At 45.8% G+C, this 18,980-nt stretch carries 17 protein-coding genes and 2 tRNA genes; 7 read left to right on the top strand and 12 right to left on the bottom strand.

What is annotated here, in order from left to right; genetic code table 11:
- Positions 1–15: 15 nt before the first annotated feature.
- Positions 16–954, bottom strand: a complete 939-nt coding sequence (locus TOL_RS06390; RefSeq protein WP_015486483.1) for an NAD(P)-dependent oxidoreductase — start codon at positions 952–954, stop codon at positions 16–18.
- A gap of 190 nt (positions 955–1,144) precedes the next feature.
- On the opposite strand from TOL_RS06390, the gene TOL_RS06385 reads away from it, so the two are divergent.
- Entirely contained in the window at positions 1,145–1,357 is a 213-nt protein-coding gene (locus tag TOL_RS06385; RefSeq protein WP_015486481.1) for a hypothetical protein, read from the top strand.
- A gap of 7 nt (positions 1,358–1,364) precedes the next feature.
- Here TOL_RS06385 and TOL_RS06380 read toward each other — a convergent pair whose 3' ends face one another.
- From TOL_RS06380 to TOL_RS06370, 3 genes are all read right to left on the bottom strand, one after another.
- Complete coding sequence (locus tag TOL_RS06380) at positions 1,365–1,688, bottom strand: DUF6482 family protein (RefSeq protein ID WP_015486480.1); 324 nt, start codon at positions 1,686–1,688, stop codon at positions 1,365–1,367.
- Between the two features lie 79 nt (positions 1,689–1,767).
- Positions 1,768–2,067, bottom strand: a complete 300-nt coding sequence (locus TOL_RS06375; protein ID WP_015486479.1) for a hypothetical protein — start codon at positions 2,065–2,067, stop codon at positions 1,768–1,770.
- A 130-nt stretch (positions 2,068–2,197) separates the two neighbouring features.
- Positions 2,198–2,935, bottom strand: coding sequence for a Bax inhibitor-1/YccA family protein (locus tag TOL_RS06370; RefSeq protein ID WP_015486478.1), 738 nt, complete (start codon positions 2,933–2,935; stop codon positions 2,198–2,200).
- Positions 2,936–3,033: 98 nt separating this feature from the next.
- Here TOL_RS06370 and nhaR point away from each other — a divergent pair, with 98 nt between their 5' ends.
- Entirely contained in the window at positions 3,034–3,957 is a 924-nt protein-coding gene (gene nhaR, locus TOL_RS06365) for a transcriptional activator NhaR (RefSeq protein ID WP_015486477.1), read from the top strand.
- Positions 3,958–3,970: 13 nt separating this feature from the next.
- Here nhaR and TOL_RS06360 read toward each other — a convergent pair whose 3' ends face one another.
- From TOL_RS06360 to queA, 7 genes are all read right to left on the bottom strand, one after another.
- Complete coding sequence (locus TOL_RS06360) at positions 3,971–5,104, bottom strand: putative solute-binding protein (RefSeq protein ID WP_015486476.1); 1,134 nt, start codon at positions 5,102–5,104, stop codon at positions 3,971–3,973.
- A 404-nt stretch (positions 5,105–5,508) separates the two neighbouring features.
- On the bottom strand, positions 5,509–6,357 hold the full coding sequence (locus tag TOL_RS06355; protein WP_015486475.1) for a 23S rRNA (adenine(2030)-N(6))-methyltransferase RlmJ: 849 nt from the start codon (positions 6,355–6,357) through the stop codon (positions 5,509–5,511).
- Between the two features lie 98 nt (positions 6,358–6,455).
- Positions 6,456–7,364 (bottom strand): protein translocase subunit SecF, encoded by a 909-nt coding sequence (secF, locus tag TOL_RS06350; protein WP_015486474.1) that lies wholly within the window; start codon positions 7,362–7,364, stop codon positions 6,456–6,458.
- On the bottom strand, positions 7,361–9,220 hold the full coding sequence (secD, locus tag TOL_RS06345) for a protein translocase subunit SecD (RefSeq protein ID WP_015486473.1): 1,860 nt from the start codon (positions 9,218–9,220) through the stop codon (positions 7,361–7,363). The genes secF and secD overlap by 4 nt, the downstream gene beginning before the upstream one ends.
- Positions 9,221–9,294: 74 nt before the next feature.
- Positions 9,295–9,660: a preprotein translocase subunit YajC gene (gene yajC, locus TOL_RS06340; protein ID WP_015486472.1), complete on the bottom strand. Its 366-nt coding sequence runs from the start codon at positions 9,658–9,660 to the stop codon at positions 9,295–9,297.
- Positions 9,661–9,704: 44 nt separating this feature from the next.
- Positions 9,705–10,862 (bottom strand): tRNA guanosine(34) transglycosylase Tgt, encoded by a 1,158-nt coding sequence (gene tgt, locus TOL_RS06335; RefSeq protein WP_025265828.1) that lies wholly within the window; start codon positions 10,860–10,862, stop codon positions 9,705–9,707.
- Positions 10,863–10,888: 26 nt separating this feature from the next.
- Positions 10,889–11,947 carry a tRNA preQ1(34) S-adenosylmethionine ribosyltransferase-isomerase QueA gene (gene queA, locus TOL_RS06330; RefSeq protein ID WP_051052382.1) on the bottom strand — a complete coding sequence of 353 codons (1,059 nt, stop codon included), beginning with the start codon at positions 11,945–11,947 and terminating at the stop codon, positions 10,889–10,891.
- 191 nt (positions 11,948–12,138) lie between these two features.
- Here queA and TOL_RS06325 point away from each other — a divergent pair.
- The 4 genes from TOL_RS06325 to TOL_RS19020 all read left to right on the top strand — a co-directional run bounded on the left by TOL_RS06325 (position 12,139) and on the right by TOL_RS19020 (position 14,281).
- Positions 12,139–12,225, top strand: a tRNA-Leu gene (locus tag TOL_RS06325).
- Between the two features lie 58 nt (positions 12,226–12,283).
- Positions 12,284–12,369 (top strand) — tRNA-Leu (locus TOL_RS06320).
- A 259-nt stretch (positions 12,370–12,628) separates the two neighbouring features.
- A complete protein-coding gene (locus tag TOL_RS19025) occupies positions 12,629–13,225 on the top strand; it encodes a methyl-accepting chemotaxis protein (protein WP_015486469.1) in 597 nt (198 codons plus the stop codon).
- Positions 13,226–14,281, top strand: coding sequence for a methyl-accepting chemotaxis protein (locus TOL_RS19020; protein WP_081601089.1), 1,056 nt, complete (start codon positions 13,226–13,228; stop codon positions 14,279–14,281).
- Between the two features lie 85 nt (positions 14,282–14,366).
- Here TOL_RS19020 and TOL_RS06310 read toward each other — a convergent pair whose 3' ends face one another.
- Positions 14,367–16,310 carry a sensor domain-containing diguanylate cyclase gene (locus TOL_RS06310; protein ID WP_015486467.1) on the bottom strand — a complete coding sequence of 648 codons (1,944 nt, stop codon included), beginning with the start codon at positions 16,308–16,310 and terminating at the stop codon, positions 14,367–14,369.
- A 347-nt stretch (positions 16,311–16,657) separates the two neighbouring features.
- Here TOL_RS06310 and TOL_RS06305 point away from each other — a divergent pair, with 347 nt between their 5' ends.
- Positions 16,658–18,970 (top strand): c-type cytochrome, encoded by a 2,313-nt coding sequence (locus tag TOL_RS06305; protein ID WP_015486466.1) that lies wholly within the window; start codon positions 16,658–16,660, stop codon positions 18,968–18,970.
- The last annotated feature ends 10 nt before the right edge of the window (positions 18,971–18,980 follow it).

Raw genomic sequence — 18,980 nt, 5'->3', positions numbered from 1 at the left:
GGAGCTAAAGTAAGACTAAGAATGAGAATTAACCAAGTCATGAATATTCGCGGCGGTTAGATTCACTATAGTTTGGCGCGCCTCAGGACTGATCCAAGCATTATGGGGAGTAACAATAAGATTTAGCGGCACACAACTAACATCCAAAGCATCTAACAAGGGATGACCATTTAATGGTGGTTCAACCGGTAAGACATCAACCGCTAGACCGGCGATATTTTTCTGAACCAAAGCATTCAAAACAATTATTTCGTCAATTACGCCTCCGCGAGAGCAATTAACAACTAAACAATCTCGTTTTAATAAGTGAATATTTTCTTTATTAAGCAAGTGGTGCGTATCATCTGTCAGCGGACAATGAAAACTAATAATATCCGCCGTTTTTATTGCTTCATTAAATGAGGGGCGACGACTCTCGGCAGTCCCCGGCCGAGCTGTAAAAACAACACTCACTCCGAATGCTTCAGCTAATTTAGCGACCGCTTTACCAAGCGTCCCCTGCCCTACAATAACTAATTTCTTACCAAACAATTCACTCGTTGCGTGCGTCATCAAACAAAAATTCTTGCTTAAATTCCAGGCCCCTTTAGCAATGTCGCGCTGATACAAAGGCAACCGAGCAGCCAATGCAAGAATCAACATGAGCGTATGCTGAGCGACAGACTGAGTACCATAATTCGCAACATTAAACACGGGAATATTTCTTTGTCTTGCTTCAACAAGATCAATATTATTAGTGCCTGTTGCCAACACGAAAATCCCTTTAAGATTCGCCATAACCGCAGCAGAAATTACAACTTTATTGGTAATGACTAAATCAATATCTTTAACTCTATCTAGCAACTCAGCAGGTGACGTTCTATCGTAAATATTTAATGTCGTCACTGCATTAGCAATTGGCTCCCAATTAATATCTGAGCCCATCGTATCGGCATCCAGAATTACCGCCTTCATTGATCACCTCACCAAATAACAATAAATCACTGAAAAAGGCTGCTGTCCGCCTCTCGGGCAACCCAAATCCCACCCACCAACAGGCAACCTTCAAAAACTCGACTACACTTGAACCTATCACTTGGCTAACGATAGATGAGCTCGGCATAAAGCACAGCTCATTAGTTAGCAATATGGAGGAAGGTTTCCCATGGTAGGAACTATCGACAACGCTCAGACTAGCTTAACAGAGCAGATGGAGCAGATAGAAACGGACATACACCGCATATCAAACAAGCTAAATAACGATGGGTTTATGTCTAAAGCACCCGCCGCCTTCGTAGAAAAGGAGCGCGACAAGCTTACTGCACTGAAAAAAGAGCAAGCAAAAGTAAAAGCTCAATTGAACGCCGCAGACAAGTAACTCTTGATCAATGCAATATTTGCGGTGCCGAGCCTAAACGATTGTTACCCAAAGGCACCTCAAGCATGTTACTGCCCTGACGCATAGGTTGATTAATCATTTCGTCGTATGCACTCTGCTGACGCAACACCATTTGCTCGACCGGTAACGACTCAAATAACGCCTGCAATTCCAATATTTTAAAGCTACGTAGCAGCACACCCTTGTCGTCGGTCACGTAATGTTCCGCACCATCAAGTAAAACAGAAACTTGATAGAGACTCATATCAAGAGAGTGGATAATCACCTTAGAAATTATTGGCACGGCACGTAATTGCTTGATAGTTATCATCGCCACCTACCCGTAAGTTTTGCATAAGATATGTACAAGAAATACTGTACTGAGAATCCTGCGCTAAGCCAAGCCTTCTTTAGTCGTTTTGACGGGTGCGTTTTATGAAACGCGCATTACAGTCGACATCGACCAATGTAAAAATACTATAGCGCTTGGCTTTAACTTTAACGTAGCTGGCAACTTCTTTATGACGACTTGGATGATGAACTTTGAGCACCCGAGCAACATGAAAGATCTCACCCTGCTTACCGAAATAACTCAAGGCTTTGTCGTTGCTGGCAGAAATGGCATCACGATCAGAGCACACTGGCTCAGCACCAAGGAAAACCGAATATGGCAAAAGAAAAACCATAAGAAAGAGACGAGAAAGCTTCATCCTTAAAGCCTAGCCTAAACTCGGTCAATTTGACCAAATTTCAGACACAAAAAAGCCGCAAGCCATCCCGGACTTGCGGCAACCCTCTTTGAGCACAAAGAATTCTTACAATAGCCCCCTCAGGCTAAAATCAATCGTCTGAGCCCATCACACCCAGAATCTGCAATAAGCTCAGGAACAGGTTGTAGATCGATACATACAAGGTCACTGTTGCCGAAATGTAGTTAGTTTCACCACCATGTAAAATTGCACTTGTCTGGTAAGCAATCATGCCACTCATCAAGACAATGAACATGGCAGATACAGCTAGAGAGATCATCGGCAGACCAATAAAGATGTTCGCGATACCTAGGCCAAAGGCAACTAGGATACCAACCATTAAGGTCTTACCCATGTTACTGAGGTCTTTACCAGTTGATAGCACCCAACCGGACATAGCAACGAAGATCAAACCCGTTAGACCCAAAGCAGTTGCAATCGTCGCAGTACCACCTGGCAACTTAGCGTACATCGAAACAATAGGACCTAAAGTTAGACCCATGAATCCAGTCAGTGCGAAGGTAAGCACGATGCCCATTCCGCTATTTTTGGTTTTCTCAATCGCAAACAACAAGCCATAGAAACCAACCAAGGTAATGATGATTCCTGGATGCGGCAAATTAAACGCCATCGACAACGCCGCTGTTCCAGCGCTGAAAATCAAAGTCATGGCCAACAAGGCATAGGTGTTACGCAATACTTTTGCGCCATCAACCGCATACTCAGGGCGATTTACCTGCGTCTCTTGATAGGATTCCACCGGAGAAACGCTAGCCACTTGAGCGACACTCTGAGGTTTATCTGAATTTAAATAATCTGGGCGGTTCATAATCCACTCCTTTTGATGATATGACGTAGATTGTATTCAAGCACAATATAAAATAATATTCGAATTATCTTTAGGCTATCACTCGGTTTTTTCGAAGTATGAAACGTCTCAACTACAAGCATTTGCAGTATTTTCATACTGTAGCAGAGCTCGCTAGCGTTCAAGCCGCGGCTGAAAAATTGAACGTTACGCCACAAACCATAAGCGGACAACTGCGTACTCTAGAAGATGAGCTGGGCACACCGCTTTTTCAAAAATCTGGTCGAGGCCTAGAACTCACCGATACGGGACGCCTCGTACTTGATTACAGCCGCGACATTTTCCGTCTTGGAGATGAGCTGCAAGAGGTACTGCAACTCGGCGTCAGCCTTCGCCCGATGGAATTACGTGTAGGCATTGTCGATGCCCTGCCAAAATCCATCGCACATAAACTGTTGGCTCCAGTACTAGCATCCGCTGAGCCGATGCGTCTGATATGTCGCGAAGAGCAAATGACAGCACTGCTTGGGGAGCTGGCGGTACACAGACTCGACGTTGTTCTGGCTGATAGCCCAATGCCAGCTGGTATGAATGTAAAATGCTTCAATCATCTTCTAGGGCAAAGCTCTATTGCGTGCTTCGCAACCTCGAATCTTCATAACGGCAACCAGAGCTTTCCGGAATGCCTAAACAATTCACCCGTCCTTCTACCTACCGACTCATCATCCGCTTTGCGAACCAACTTACTTAGCTGGTTCCAACGCCGCGAACTCACCGTCAGAGTTGCGGGCGAGTTTGATGATTCCGCTCTAATGAAAGCTTTTGGTAGCCAAGGACACGGCTATTTCTTCGCACCTGCAGTGATTGCAGATGAAATTTGCCAGCGTTATAAAGTAATTAAAATCGGAATAATTGCCGAACTTAAACAAGAGTTCTACGCCATCGCGGCAGAAAGAAAGGTAACGCACAGTGCTGTTAGGGAAATGACGGAACGCGCTCAAAGCGGAAGATTGTGGAGTGATATCACTCCACAACCTGACTAATCACTACAGAAAGTTATTCTACCGGATTAGTACACTCATCGCGGCCCGGTGCAAACTTACAACGAATTTTACGCTCTAAACGTAACATCGCAGGATCATAAACGCCTTGATCACGCAACTTGAGACGAACATCGCGCAACATTATTTCTTGTTTTGCCTTATCCGCTTCATTCATGTCGATCCAGAAATTCTCAGGAATAATGGCCTGTTCTTTGTCCACGCGACGCGCGTAGTTTTCGAATTTAAACAGGAAGTCTTCTCGCAGAATCTGCGCTAAACCAGCAGGAAACTTATCCAAACGACCAATTAGCTGTACCGTTGACTGAGCAAGAGGCTCACGCAAAATACCAATGTTAGGACTCACCTGCCCGCTACCCATTACTAAGTAAGCAATAATTGATGAAATCATTGATGATGTTTCGCCATCGGCAAATGTCTGCACGGAAGCCATCATGCTACCCGGTACGGCATCCGCTCGAATTGAAGATGCGATAGCCGCCATTGCAGGGTCATCTTCCGAGATCGCTAATTTACGATTTTTCAGTGACATCAAACTACGTTGCGAGCGATCACCCATAAACGCATAAGTACCGCCGATAGTCGCCAAGCCCAAGAACACATACTCATCACCAGTTAGGCGATCAGCCATTTTAGGGCTGGCCAAAACCTGCATTAACAACTGAAGATGTTGACGTTCAGGCAACCCCCCCATTGATTCGATAGTGCCGGAAAAACGATTAAATTCGAGAGCACTGCCACCACTGATGAGTGCTGCGTCGCACACATCGCCAGAACGCAGTTCATCGACCAGCTTCTTCTCGTCTTGGTAAGCAATAATCGTTAGATCCATACCATAATGCAAAGAACGAAGCTTTTGATCATCTGCAGCAGAGGCGATTGGGCCTGACTTGCCGAGCGGATCCCAGATACAGAAAGTGCGATCAATCTTTCCGTTCACAAACTGATCAGAATATAACTTGCGTAACGCACGAATACGCTTTTCCAGCGGCAAATTAGGGTTCATTACCGTTGTTTCGAGTTTATCAAGGCGTTTACCGGCTAAATCGTCTGACGACGTAGCGGCGTACACTTGAGATACCCCCAACAAAGTACCCAGTAGTATGGTGAGAAATGTCTTGGCGCTCATTCCGTATCCTTTTTTATTGTCAATTCAGCATCAGCTACGTGTCTCTTGAATTCCCATGACACTGTGAATTCACTGCATCCTAACGCTAGCCTACCTAACCTACTCATTTGCAGATTTAAGGCAGGGACGCGGAGGATACCGCTTTCTGAATTGTTATAAAGTGTTAATAAACACAATGACCTATATTGTCATATTTTTTTATTTTTATTCATCACAGATTGCTTCAAGCAACTGATTTAAACGTTACCGACACACGTCGATTCTGCAACCGTAGTGATAACATTCAAATGCGCCAACGCGCAATCACTTTGGCGGCCACAGGCCGCTTATTCAGAAATAAACTTACCCAGTTCATTTCTAAGCTTAAACAGCCCAATAGACTTAAAGTTTTAATGCCTATTTACTTACTCCTGCACTAACACCTCGCTTCGCCATACTCCTTCTGCCGATAAAGTGCTGGCCAAATATGGTAATAGCTTATCCAGTTCGGCCTTTAGCGTCCAAGGTGGATTAATTACTATCATCCCAGAAGAAGTCATACCATGTTCTAACGTGTCAGAACCGATACCCAGTTCAAATAATTGGATATTACGTATGCCAGACTTTATCAAAGCCGCCTCCATACGATGCACTCGCTCCCGCTCGACCACTGGATACCAAAGCGCAAAAACACCTGTAGCGAAGCGCTTATGGGCCTTTACCAGAGTTGAAATAGCATTGTCGTAATCCGACTTCAACTCGTATGGAGGATCCATCAAAACCACGCCTCTGCGGCTTTGCGGCGGTAAGCGCGCAATCAGCCCTTGGAAGCCATCGCTTTGTTCCACGATAAAACGTCGATCTCGACCAAGATGATCATTAAGTAAATCGAAATCCGTTGGGTGCAGCTCATAGAGAAATCCCTTGTCATAAGGACGCATCCATTGACGGGCTATTTCTGGTGATCCTGGATAGTAGCCTTCACGGCTGGTTCGAATTTTATTTGCAGCCTCATCACACTGCACCACCGTTTGCAGATAATCATTCAACTCAGGTGTTTGATCCTCGCGCAGAGGGCCAATACCCGTATCGAACTCGCGATTTTTGGTCGCGTGTGTCGAACTCAATGCATAAACACCGGCGCCTGCGTGGGTATCAATGTACGCATAGGGCTTATCTTTCTGTCCCATATAACGCAACACATGAACCAACACCTGATGCTTCAGTACATCAGCAAAATTTCCTGCATGAAACGAATGGCGATAACTAAGCAAAGAACACCTTCACACTAATTCTGGCTATAAACTTCAGCCTATAAAACAACAAAGCCCGACAGCACTGACGCGCTATCGGGCATACTTAATCGCCGGACTTACGGGCGATCGTCTATTTCTTCTAACTCTGGAGGCATCAGATCTTCACGGCTAATGTTCATCGCCAGTAAAATATTCGCCGAAATGTAGATCGAAGAATAGGTACCAACAACCAAACCGATCATCATGGCCACTGAGAAGTTATGAATCATATCGCCGCCAAACAACATCAATGCCAACACCACAAGTGCGGTAGTTGCCGATGTCATCAGCGTTCGATCTAAGGTTTGCGTCAATGATTCATTGATGATGTAAGTTGAATCGCCTTCGCGCAGAATACGGAAATTCTCACGAATACGGTCATCAACAACGATCGTATCGTTCAAGGAATAACCAATAACAGCCAATAAAGCGGCCATTACCGTCAGGTCAAACTCCCACTGAAACAAGGCAAACATACCGATGATAATGATAACGTCGTGAAACAACGACATCACCGCACCGACCGAAAACTTAAACTGAAAGCGCGCTGCAACGTAAATCATGACGACAGCAAGTGCTAGCAATAAAGCCATACCGCCTTGGTCACGCAATTCTTCGCCGACGTTCGCACCCACAAATTCACTGCGCAAGAGCGTCAACTGATTGCCCGTACTGTCGGCTTGTAATAGCCCGAGCACTTCACCACCCAAATCATCACGAAATGATTCAGACATCCGCACCAACACATCCGTTTCAGAACCGAAGTTCTGCACGGTTACATCGCGATATCCTGCGTTATTCAGTACCGCAGAAATTCCTTCAATTGGCACAGGCGTTTCATACTGTACTTCCAGCAAGGTTCCACCGGTGAAATCCAAACCTAGATTCAAACCACGCATGGCAATAGCGGCTAAAGAAATAACCAGCAAGGTTAACGATAGAATAGTCGCGACGTGGCGAAACTTCATAAAGTTCATCGTTTTCATACTTTGCCTCCTATCGACAGTGACTCAACACGACGGCCACCATAGATCAGGTTAACAATCGCGCGAGTTACTACAATCGCTGTAAACATAGAGGTCAAAATACCGAACGATAAAGTAACCGCAAAACCTTTCACCGGACCCGTTCCCACGGCAAATAGAATCACCGCTACAATTAACGTGGTTAAGTTCGCATCAAAGATCGTTAAGAATGCACGATCATAACCTTCATGAATCGCTTGTTGAGGCGAGCGTCCGTTTTTCATTTCTTCTCGAATACGAGCAAAAATCAATACGTTCGCATCCACTGCCATACCGACAGTTAATACGATACCGGCAATACCAGGTAGCGTGAGTGTGGCACCAATAATCGACATCAACGCCACTAGAACTACAATATTCGCAAGCAAAGCAATATTGGCCACGATACCAAACACGCGATAGAAGACAGTCATAGCCAACAGCACTAGGCCCAAGCCGATAACTACCGACTGAACGCCCATTTGAATGTTTTCTTTACCTAAGCTCGGCCCCACAGTACGTTCTTCAACGAAGTACATTGGCGCAGCCAAGGCTCCAGCACGTAGCAACAAAGACAACTCTGACGCCTCACCCGATTCTAGGCCCGTAATGCGGAAGCTATTGCCCAAAGTACTTTGAATGGTGGCCAAGGAGATAATCGACTTTTCTGTAATTTGAATTGTTTTCGGCTGCTCTACACCGTCAACCAACTCGTACGTTGTTTTCGGCTTACGCTCGACGAACAACACGGCCATACGACGCTGAATCGCCTTAGCAGTTACCTGTGTCATCATCGCGCCGCCTTTAGCGTCGAGATCAATATTCACCTGTGGCATACCGTTTTCATCAAACGATGGCTTAGCATTCGTTACGCTATCACCGTTAGTGATGACCGTTTTCTCTAACTTAGCCGTACGATACTCATCCGCGCGGAATGGATATTCCTCTGTTTGAAAGCGACTCACACCTGGCAGAGCTTCCAAACGGAATTCAAGGTTGGCTGCCTTGCCTAAAATCTTTTTCGCTTCAGCTGTATCCTGTACACCCGGTAATTCAACCACGATGCGATTACGACCCTGACGCTGGACCAAAGGCTCAGCAACGCCCAACTCATTCACACGATTGCGGATAGTGGTTAAGTTTTGCTTCAATGCATAATCTTCAAACGACTTGATCTGCTGTTCATTAATGGTCAGCAATAAATCAAAGTATTGCCCTTCTTGCTCGTCCGTAATCACAAATTCACGATATGACTTAGCAATAAAGTTACGCGCATCGCCGCGCACTTCCGCCGCATCAAAACTCAAACGTAAGGTCTTGTCTTCAACCACGACGCGGCGATATTTGATATTTTCTTCACGCAAGCGAGTACGCAGTTCTTGGCGATAATTGTTAATCTTGCCAGTCACATATTCGTCCATATCCACTTCCATTAGAAAGTGAACACCACCACTCAAATCTAGACCTAGCGTCATTGGACCTGCGCCCAAATCAATCAGCCACTGAGGTGTCGTTGGCGCCAAGTTCAAAGCAACAATGAATTCATCACCAATGACACGCTGCACAGCGGATTTAGCGGGTAGTTGCGCATCAGAAGAGCGCAATCGCAACAGCGCAGTTTGGCCGTTTTGCTCTTCACCAAAAAACTCAATTCCGGCGTCGTCTAGTGACTTGTGAACACGCGATAAGGTTTCTTCAGTTAATTCAGCACCGGATCGCGACGGCGTAATTTGAATCGCTGGATCTGGCGGATATAGGTTTGGTGCGGCATAAATAACGGATAGAACCAACACCACCACTATCAGGAGGTTTTTCCACAACGGGTATTTATTGAGCATAGGACTGCCCTTATTCCTTCTAATACATACAAAGACGGCCTCCATTCGGAGACCGTCTTGGGATCAGGTTGGCGTTACGCCTTAACCTCTTTGATAGTGCCTTTTGGAAGCACTGCAGTTACTGCTACTTTTTGCACTGGGAACTGAATATTGGCAGCCACTTCGATGACGACATATTCTTCAGTTACCTTAATCACTTTACCCAGCATACCGCCAGCAGTAATGACTTCATCGCCAGCAGCCAAATTACCCATCAGATTTTTATGTTCTTTCTGACGCTTGCTTTGTGGACGCCACAACAAGAAGTAGAAAATAACTAAAAAACCACCGAGGAAAACCAACTGACCTGTCATACCCATAGGGTCTTGAGATACAGCCGGACCTTCTGCTAATGCTGCACCAGACGCCAACAGGGCCATTGCTGCCAAAATTACTTTCATGAAATATCTTCTCCCAATGTTTAAAACAAATTAAATCGAACAGTTTACTCAGCAGACTCTTGAAGTTGGTCGGTATGCTGATCCAAAGACGGCGTCGTTTTGCCGCGTTTGGCATAGAAGTCGTTAACAAACTCGGCAAATGTACCCTCTTCCAACGAGCGGCGCAAACCGGCCATCAAGGTCTGGTAGTAATGCAGGTTATGAATACTATTGAGCGTTGCACCTAATATCTCTCGACAACGATCTAGATGATGCAAATACGCGCGACTGTAGGACTTACAGGTGTAGCAATCGCATTCAGGATCGATTGGACCGGTATCAGAACGGTTGGCAGCATTACGTAACTTTACAACACCCGTGTGGGTAAACAGGTGTCCGTTGCGCGCATTACGAGTCGGCATCACGCAATCGAACATGTCGATACCGCGGCGAACCCCCTCAACCAAGTCTTCTGGCTTACCAACGCCCATCAAGTAACGTGGCTTATCTACTGGCATCTGAGGAGCAATATGACGCAGCACTCTCATCATATCGGGTTTCGGCTCACCGACACTAAGGCCACCAACCGCATAGCCATCGAAACCGATATCTAACAAGCCCGCCAGCGATTCATCACGTAGCGATTCGTACATACCACCTTGGATAATGCCAAATAACGCTGATGGATTGTCGCCATGTGCATCCTTCGAACGCTTTGCCCAACGGAGTGACAGGCGCATAGAATCTGCCGCTTCTTTTTCAGTCGCAGGATATGGCGTGCATTCATCAAAGATCATTACAACGTCAGAGCCAAGATCGCGCTGAACCTGCATTGAGCTTTCTGGGGTCATTAGTACCTTGTCGCCATTGACTGGGGAAGCAAAGGTAACGCCCTCTTCGGTAATCTTGCGCATGTCGCCCAAACTGAATACTTGAAAACCGCCGGAGTCGGTTAATATCGGTTTATCCCAACCAATAAAATCATGTAAGTCACCGTGTGCTTTAACGACTTCAGTACCAGGACGTAACATCAAATGAAAGGTATTACCAAGAATGATTTCGGCACCCAAATCCTCAACTTGATCTGGATTTAAGCCTTTGACCGAACCATAAGTTCCTACCGGCATAAACGCTGGTGTCTGCACTTCTCCACGCGGAAAACGCAAGGTGCCACGGCGAGCAAAGCTACCCTCTGTTTCCTGATGGTGTAAATCGAACTGCATAAAGCATTCGCGTGATGTATCTGTACTCATTGGGCATCCTGTTGGAATTCAGCCGGCACAGGTGCCGAGCAAGGCAAAAACATAGCATCGCCATAACTGTAAAAGCGGTATTTGTTGGCCACTGCGTGCGCATAGGCGCCCATAGTGTTATCACGGCCGGCAAACGCCGATACCAGCATAATCAGTGTTGATTCAGGCAAATGAAAATTGGTAATCATGGCATCAACGCTGCGGAAGCGATAACCCGGATAAATAAATATGCGACTGTCCGCCGCGTACGGCGCTATCTCGCCGTTCTGACTTGCGCTCTCTAAACTACGTACCGAAGTTGTACCTACGGCCACAACACGCTTTCCTGCCGCACGAGTCGCCTTAACGGCATCGACCACCTCCTGGGTCACTTCGATGTACTCAGCGTGCATTTCATGCTCAAGCACATTGTCTACTTTCACGGGCTGAAATGTCCCAGCACCTACGTGCAAAGTCACATAGGCAAACTGTACGCCCTTGTTACGCAAACGCTCTAACAATGGCTCATCAAAATGTAAGCCTGCCGTCGGTGCGGCAACTGCTCCCGGTGCCTTGGCATAGACGGTTTGATAACGCTCACGGTCTTCTTCCGTATCGGCTCGCTCCATGTAAGGCGGTAAAGGCATATGACCAACCGCATCTAAAATCTCGAACAGTGGACGATCATCAAGAAAACGTAGATGAAAAAGTGCACCTTCACGACCAACGATCTCAACTTTAACGCCGCCTAAAATAATAATTTGTCCGGGTTTCGGCGACCGCGACGAACGAACATGAGCTAACGCTTCGTGTTCATTTAGAACCCGTTCAATCAGCGCCTCTAACTTACCGCCACTGACTTTTTCGCCAAATAACCGAGCGGGAATCACGCGCGTGTTGTTGAATACCAACAAATCACTCGGATTCAACATCTGCTCAAGATCGCGAAAAATATAATCGCTACACTGCCCGTCCGTGGGATTGAGTACCAAGAGTCGCGAGGAACTGCGCTCGGGCATGGAGTATCTGGCAATCAGCTCGTCAGGCAGATCGAAATGGAAATCTCTGGTTTTCATAATTTAAAAAGTTAACCAATAACGTAGCTCTGTCGCCGCAGTAGACCTAATTGGGGTCTAACAGCCACTTATTCAATAGGTGCGCAAGATTACCGGAGATGAAGCACTAAGTTAAGGAAATCATTAGAAAAAAACTGTTGACACTTTTTCTTTTGGCAGTAATATACGCGGCCACTGACCGATGATGATTTGCCAGAGTGGCGAAATTGGTAGACGCAGGGGATTCAAAATCCCCCGCCTTTGCGGGTGTGCCGGTTCGAGTCCGGCCTCTGGTACCAAATTATTGTCGTGAAGTTACTTTCCGTTATTCGTTGCGCCTTGCAACAATAACGTAGGGCCCAAGTGGTGGAATTGGTAGACACGCAGTGTTCAGGTCGCTGTGAGCTATGCTCGTGAGAGTTCGAGTCTCTCCTTGGGCACCATTAGTGATAAGGTCAATTTCAACTCTCGCTCAAGATTTCTTAGACCACGGCAAAAATTTTACTAGTTCCCTCCCCCAGAAAAAATAAAAGTACCGCGTAGCCCATATTAACGTATCTACTGATAACGCCAGTTATGACAGTTAATTTTCGAAATCCAGTTCCATAAACTTGCTCCTCATCTTCTCCTTAGACTAATTGCTGTTCCCTTAGGGCCACCGTTGACTAAGCTTTAGGAATAATGCGACGGAGATTGATCAGCATGCTAAGACAACCAGTCAAATTGGCTACACCCATAGCGATCGTAAGTGTTATCGGCATTGTCACTACTCAGGTTTTACCTAAAGTCCCCATACCCGCCAGCCTATCAACCTTGTTTGTCGCATTACTAGCTGGACTTTGTGGCATTGGAGCGACCCTATGGGTCTTCGTACGACCGCTCGAACGCTTCAATCAAGACTTATTAGAAACCCTGAGCGGTGCTAAAAAGCAAATGAGCCCGCACCCTGCTCTCGGTAAAGACACTCAGCAAATAAATGACTACCTAAACGCTGTGCAATTAATGCAAACACAACTGTCAGAACACGGCGGTAAAATTGCGATTGCAGCGGCAGAAATGTCATTCGCTGCGGATCAACTAAAAGCAAAAGTTCACGACGATGTCATCGATACCCAGCGAATCGTCGCCAGCACTAATCAAATCACTACCAGTGTTGAGCAAATGGTTAACCAAACCAAAGAAGCAGCAAAAACAGCAGACGAAGCTAAATCAATTAATTTGACCGGAAAAGAAGCTGTTGCCAAAACCATTCCGCAAATGGAAGGCACGCGAGAACAAGTCAATACCAATGCGGAATAGATTTCTCAACTCGAAGCAAAATCCGAAGAGATTAAAACTGTTACGCGCATTATTAGTGACATTGCGGAGCAAACAAATCTACTTGCTTTAAATGCGGCCATTGAGGCAGCACGTGCAGGAGAGCAAGGACGAGGATTTGCTATAGTGGCAGATGAAGTTCGTGCCTTAGCCGCTAAAACATCTAGCGCTACAGAACAAATTGGTAATACCGTAAATGAAATTAATTTAGAAATTAAAAATGCCGTTACCAATAGTAAAGATTTAATTCAAACGATAGATCTTGGCGTTCGTATGACGCAAGACGTCAGTAAGCATTTAAATGACATCTACGACAGATCTGAACATATTCAAGCTAGCATAGGATCATTGGCAAGTAACGTTGGTAGCAACAGTACTAGCATCCACGAGATTTCAACCATAGTTCATCAAACAAGTGATCGCTTAGCTCTAACCGAAGTAGAGATAGCGTCAATTTCTGAAAAATCATTGTCTTTATCTGAAACAGCCGAACGCATTTATGAATCCTTTGGTGTCGCCAGTTTAGGGGAGCATCACGACAGTGCAAAATTTGCCGCCTTAAATGCAGCACAACAAATAAGCGAGGTATTCGAACGCGCCATTGAAAATGGAAAAATAACAATGGCAGACCTCTTTGATGAACAATACACGCCTATTTCAGAAACTAACCCACAAAAATTCTCAACCCGTTTCGATCGCTTTACAGACGACGTACTTCCTGCGATACAGGAGCCGATATTAGATCAGTACAATCATATAGCGTATGCCGGAGCAGTTGATCGTAACGGTTATTTTCCGACCCACAACAAACGTTTTTCCAAAGTACTAACGGGGGATCTAGCCACCGACCTAGCCAACAACCGCACTAAACGTATTTTCAACGATCGTACGGGATCTCGATGTGGCTCCAATACCAAGCACTTCCTATTGCAGACCTATAAACGAGACACTGGTGAAGTTATGCATGATCTGTCCGCGCCTATTTATGTTAACGGCCGCCACTGGGGTGGTTTTCGAATTGGCTATCGAAGCTTATAACTGTAAATATAAAGCCCAATAAAAAGCCCCATTAGAGAGATCTGATGGGGCTTTTTAATATCCATTATGACGACTGTGTTTTTATCTATTGGTATACAGTAATCCGATTACGGCCATTCGCTTTAGAGTAATATAATGCTTCATCAGCTAACTTAACCCATTCATCTTGCGTATCACTGCGATTCGGCGTACCACCGTGGATACCAATACTGATGGTCACTCGAAGGTTGGCACCGATACGATCGAAGTCTAAATTCTCGATACAAATTCTAATTGTTTCTGCTAATTCCTTAGCGCGTGTATTCTCCGTATTTGGCAAAATAACAACAAATTCCTCACCACCATAGCGGGCAATTAAATCGGTATCTCGATTCACGGTTTGACGAATAGCTTGAGCGACTGATCGCAAAATTTCATCACCCGCCTGATGACCAAAATCGTCGTTTACACGTTTAAAATGATCAATATCTAACATAACCACCGATAAAGGCTCATTTTCGCGAATTGCCCTAGCAAATTCGCGCTCCATTACCTGATCGAAATAGCGACGATTTCGTACATTCGTTAATGCATCGGTTGTACTCATTAATTGTAAACGACGGTTAACACTTTCTAACTCAAGAGTGCGCTCTTTGACACGAACCTCTAAGGTTTCGGTAGCACGACGTTGAATCTCAAGTGCTGACGCTTGCGCTTCGCGCGCTGCTCGCTCGTGTTCTAGCGCTTTCTCTTGGGCATGGCGTGCATTTCGCTCTTGCTCTAGAGCCTCACCTTGAGCTCTACGCGCTAGCTTCTCGTGTTCGAGTGCGGAAATTTGTGCTTCATAGCGGTCACGCTTTTCTTGATTTAAACGATCGGCCAAAGCAAATGATAATAAAATAACCTCCAATGCCGATCCAATTTGAATGGCATTCTCGGTGAAGAAATTACGTGGTACTAAATTGAACTTATTCAACGCTAATATCAGTCCTCCCAACACCATTGACGACCAAGCAATCGTGTAATAACGAGCGGCAGAGTATCCCTGCCCCCAGCGTAAAATACCGACGTACAACGCAGTCGACAAGGCCATAAAAGCAGTCACGATAAGAATTCTAATCAGTAAATGGTAAGGAAGGAAACTGCTCATCGCGATAATGCCCACACAGGCAATAATGAATGTCAGTAACAGTCTATCAAACCACACAGCACCATCTTTTAAGAAGAGGAAATTGCGTGTAAATATACCCGCAAAAATCACAACGCCTGCCAGCATTACAATAATACTTTGATCATTCCATGTAGTCGCTTCTGGCCATAAATACTGAAAACTCATTCCTTGAAGGCTCGCTAAGAACCCTGTCATTGATGCAACGTAGAGTGCGTAATAAAGGTAATTGATCTCTCTAACCGATAAGAATACAAATAAATTGTAAAGCATCATGATCAGCATAGTACCGTAATACAAACCTAACCAAAGCACTTGATTTTGGTCATGCACAAAGAAGTCGCGCTCTTCCCATAAGCTCACGGGGAATTGCATAGAACTAGATGTATCAACTCGGAAAATCCATTCTTGGGTTTCTCCGGCGTTCAAACTCATAGGTAATACAAAATAGCGATGAGGAATAATACGATCATAAAAGCGCTGTTTATCACCGAGTGTATCCACTGTCCATTCAGAGCCTGATTGACGACGATGAACCTCGATATAATCCAGAACGGGATAAGAAATACTCATTAACCGATCGACTTTAAGTGCGGTCGGATTGGTGAACACCATGCGAAACCAATAGACAGAATCCGTATAGCCAAACGCTAAAGATCCATGATCTAATTGCTGCCAATGTTCGTTTGACAGATCATCTATTTTAGCGCTGTGATCAACATCTTCATAAAACTCTAAATACCGATCGAGAGATTCGCCTGAATACAAGGTCAACACATCGATCATCGGTGCCCCGTCCTCAAATACCCCTGGTATCTGTTCCGCACGAGCACCCAACACAAATAGCATCATAAACAACGCGATAGAAATCTGTTTCAACATAAGTTCTTATTCCTCTTCCTGAGAAATAGTGTAGATCAGGCTTACGAAATCGCCGTATTAATGACTCAGTTGTGAGTGGCAAATCACAGATTAAGCCGCCCGGCTATCCTTACGGGCCCAATCTAACCACCAATAACGCCAATCTTCCGGCGAGGCAGTTAATATCTCGTTCGAGATAACTAATTCGATAGGACAAAAACAGAATGCTACAGATCGACACGAGGGCGATACAAAGACAAGGTAAGATCCGGAAATAGATCACAAAACCATGCATTACCTAGTGATATTGTAGGGAACTATCGCGAATCGATAACATCTATGCTCGCGGACTTAATGAGGTACAAGCAATGAAGAAAGGAATTCTCGCCTTTTTAGCGGTTTCGCTGCTGTTACTGAGCGGCTGCAAAAATGAATATAGCGGAAATGTCGGCGGAGCCTCAAACGGCGGTGACGGCAGTCTACCGGGCATATTTAATGAAGAGGGCAAACGCCAATACGATACCCAATGCGCTTCGTGTCACGGCGTTGATGGCAATGGTACTTCTATTGGGAGTCCCCTCGTGGCTTGTGCCACCTGCACCAGCGTTGAGGTACTGACCGACGAAATCACTCGCACCATGCCGATCTCAAAAACTGAACAATGCGTTGATCAGTGCGCTACCGATACTGCCGAATACATACTCTACGCATTCAATGGTTCCAATCTTTCCGCTGCGGCAACAGCGTTAAACGGTGTTACCAACGAAGATGCTGTACTGACACTGCGTAAAGCGACCTTGCAACTTGCCGGTCGCCTACCCACAACAACTGAAACCAGTGCAGTGCAAAGTGAAGGCGATAGTGCGTTATCCAGTGTGCTCGATGTATTAATGAACGAGCCAGTATTCTATGAACGTTTAATGGAATTCTTTAACGAACAACTCCTCACCGATAAATATCTCAGTTCGAATTTGTACGAAGGCGGCATCAACCTACTCGATAATGATGATTATCCTAACCGTAAATGGTACGAAACGGCCTACCCTGGCGATGCATTAAGCTCAATACGCAGCTGTGTTCGTACCATTACCAATGACGCAGTATCTCGCGCGCCACTCGAATTAATTCGTTACGCGGCCATGAACGACCTACCGCATACTCTTTATGTAAATGCCGATTACATGATGGTGAACTGGTATAGCCAACAAGTTTACGACGCCGAGCTACTTGATCCCGCTGCAACATTTGCGCAAACCACCGATCCTGTATGCGATGAAAACGATGTTCAGCTGTACTACGACCCTACCGATTTTAAACCTGCACGTATTACTCGGGCACTCGAACACGAAACCGGCGGAGTTCCACATGCAGGCGTACTGACATCGCCCATGTTCTTGAATCGGTATCCGACCACCCTAACCAACCGTAATCGCCACCGCTCACGCATAGTGTTCGATTACTTTATGGACACCGATATATTGCAAATCGAGGGTGACCGCCCCGGCGATGGTATAGGTAATGGTTCCGCGAACCCGACGTTGCTTGATCCTGCTTGCTATACTTGCCACCAAGTAATGGATCCTGTCGCTACTGCTTTCCAGCATTGGACCGATCGCGGCCAATACATAGTCACAGGCAGTACTTCCTCAAACCAATGGGATAGCTCTGACATTGAGCCCGCCGGTTTAAACGGTAAAACAATTCCGCTTTCTGGAGCCGACGGTTACTTCCGCAACATGTTGCAGTGGTTGGGCACTCAAATCAGTAACGATCCACGCTATGTACGTGCCACTGTGCGTACACTTTATACTGGCTTGATTGGTAGTGATCCACTACAAGCTCCCGGCGAAGATGCGTCCGAAGACGAGCAGCTTGCCTACACCAGCCAACGCACCATATTAAACGCCATAGGCCAAGCAATGGTGGCCGACGGTTGGCGCATTAAAACGGCAGTTAAAGGCATTATTTTAAGCTCTTACTACCGAGCAATTGCCATCGACGAAGCAAAACTTATCGTCACGGATCACATTGGTTCAAGCCAGTTCCTTAGCCCAGAGCAAGTACAACGAAAACTCAATGCAACTCTCGGTTTCGGCTGGGATGAATTCAGATCCGAAGACAATCGTATTATGTACGGAGGCATGGACTCAGACTCCATCACTGAACGCATTACCGAACCTAGCGGCCTTGTTATTGCCATTCAAGATCGTATGGCCAGCGAAATGGCCTGTCGCGCAGCCGCACTCGATTTCACTCGCAGCATCGACAAACGCAAGCTGTTCGTCGACGTTGAAACCAGCACAGACCCTCGCAACGACGAAGGCGTGATATTAACGGCGCAGGTCGCCCGAATTAAAAGCAACATAGCCCACCTTCACTGGGTATTAATTGGGGAACAAGTAGCAACCGACTCTGCAGAAGTACAAGCTACTTACGATTTATTTTCAGCAGTGCTTAGTGAAGGCCAAGAAATGCTTGAAAATAAAGACGCCTACGACCCTCGCCCTTCAACCTACCTTGAATGGGAATGCCGTGCTCGTTGGTACCGCGACAAAGACGGCCGGACGGATGGCGATTTACCTGAAGAAGACCGAATAGAAGAAGACAGCAATTACGTTATCCGCGCATGGATTGCGGTGATCGCCTATTTATTATCCGACTATCGCTTTGTGTACGAATAAGGAGCACGCC

Source organism: Thalassolituus oleivorans MIL-1, assembly GCF_000355675.1.
GTDB classification, from domain to species: Bacteria; Pseudomonadota; Gammaproteobacteria; order Pseudomonadales; family Oceanobacteraceae; genus Thalassolituus; species Thalassolituus oleivorans.
Note: the sequence above shows the minus strand (reverse complement) of the source record. Positions and strands in the feature narration are given on the sequence as shown.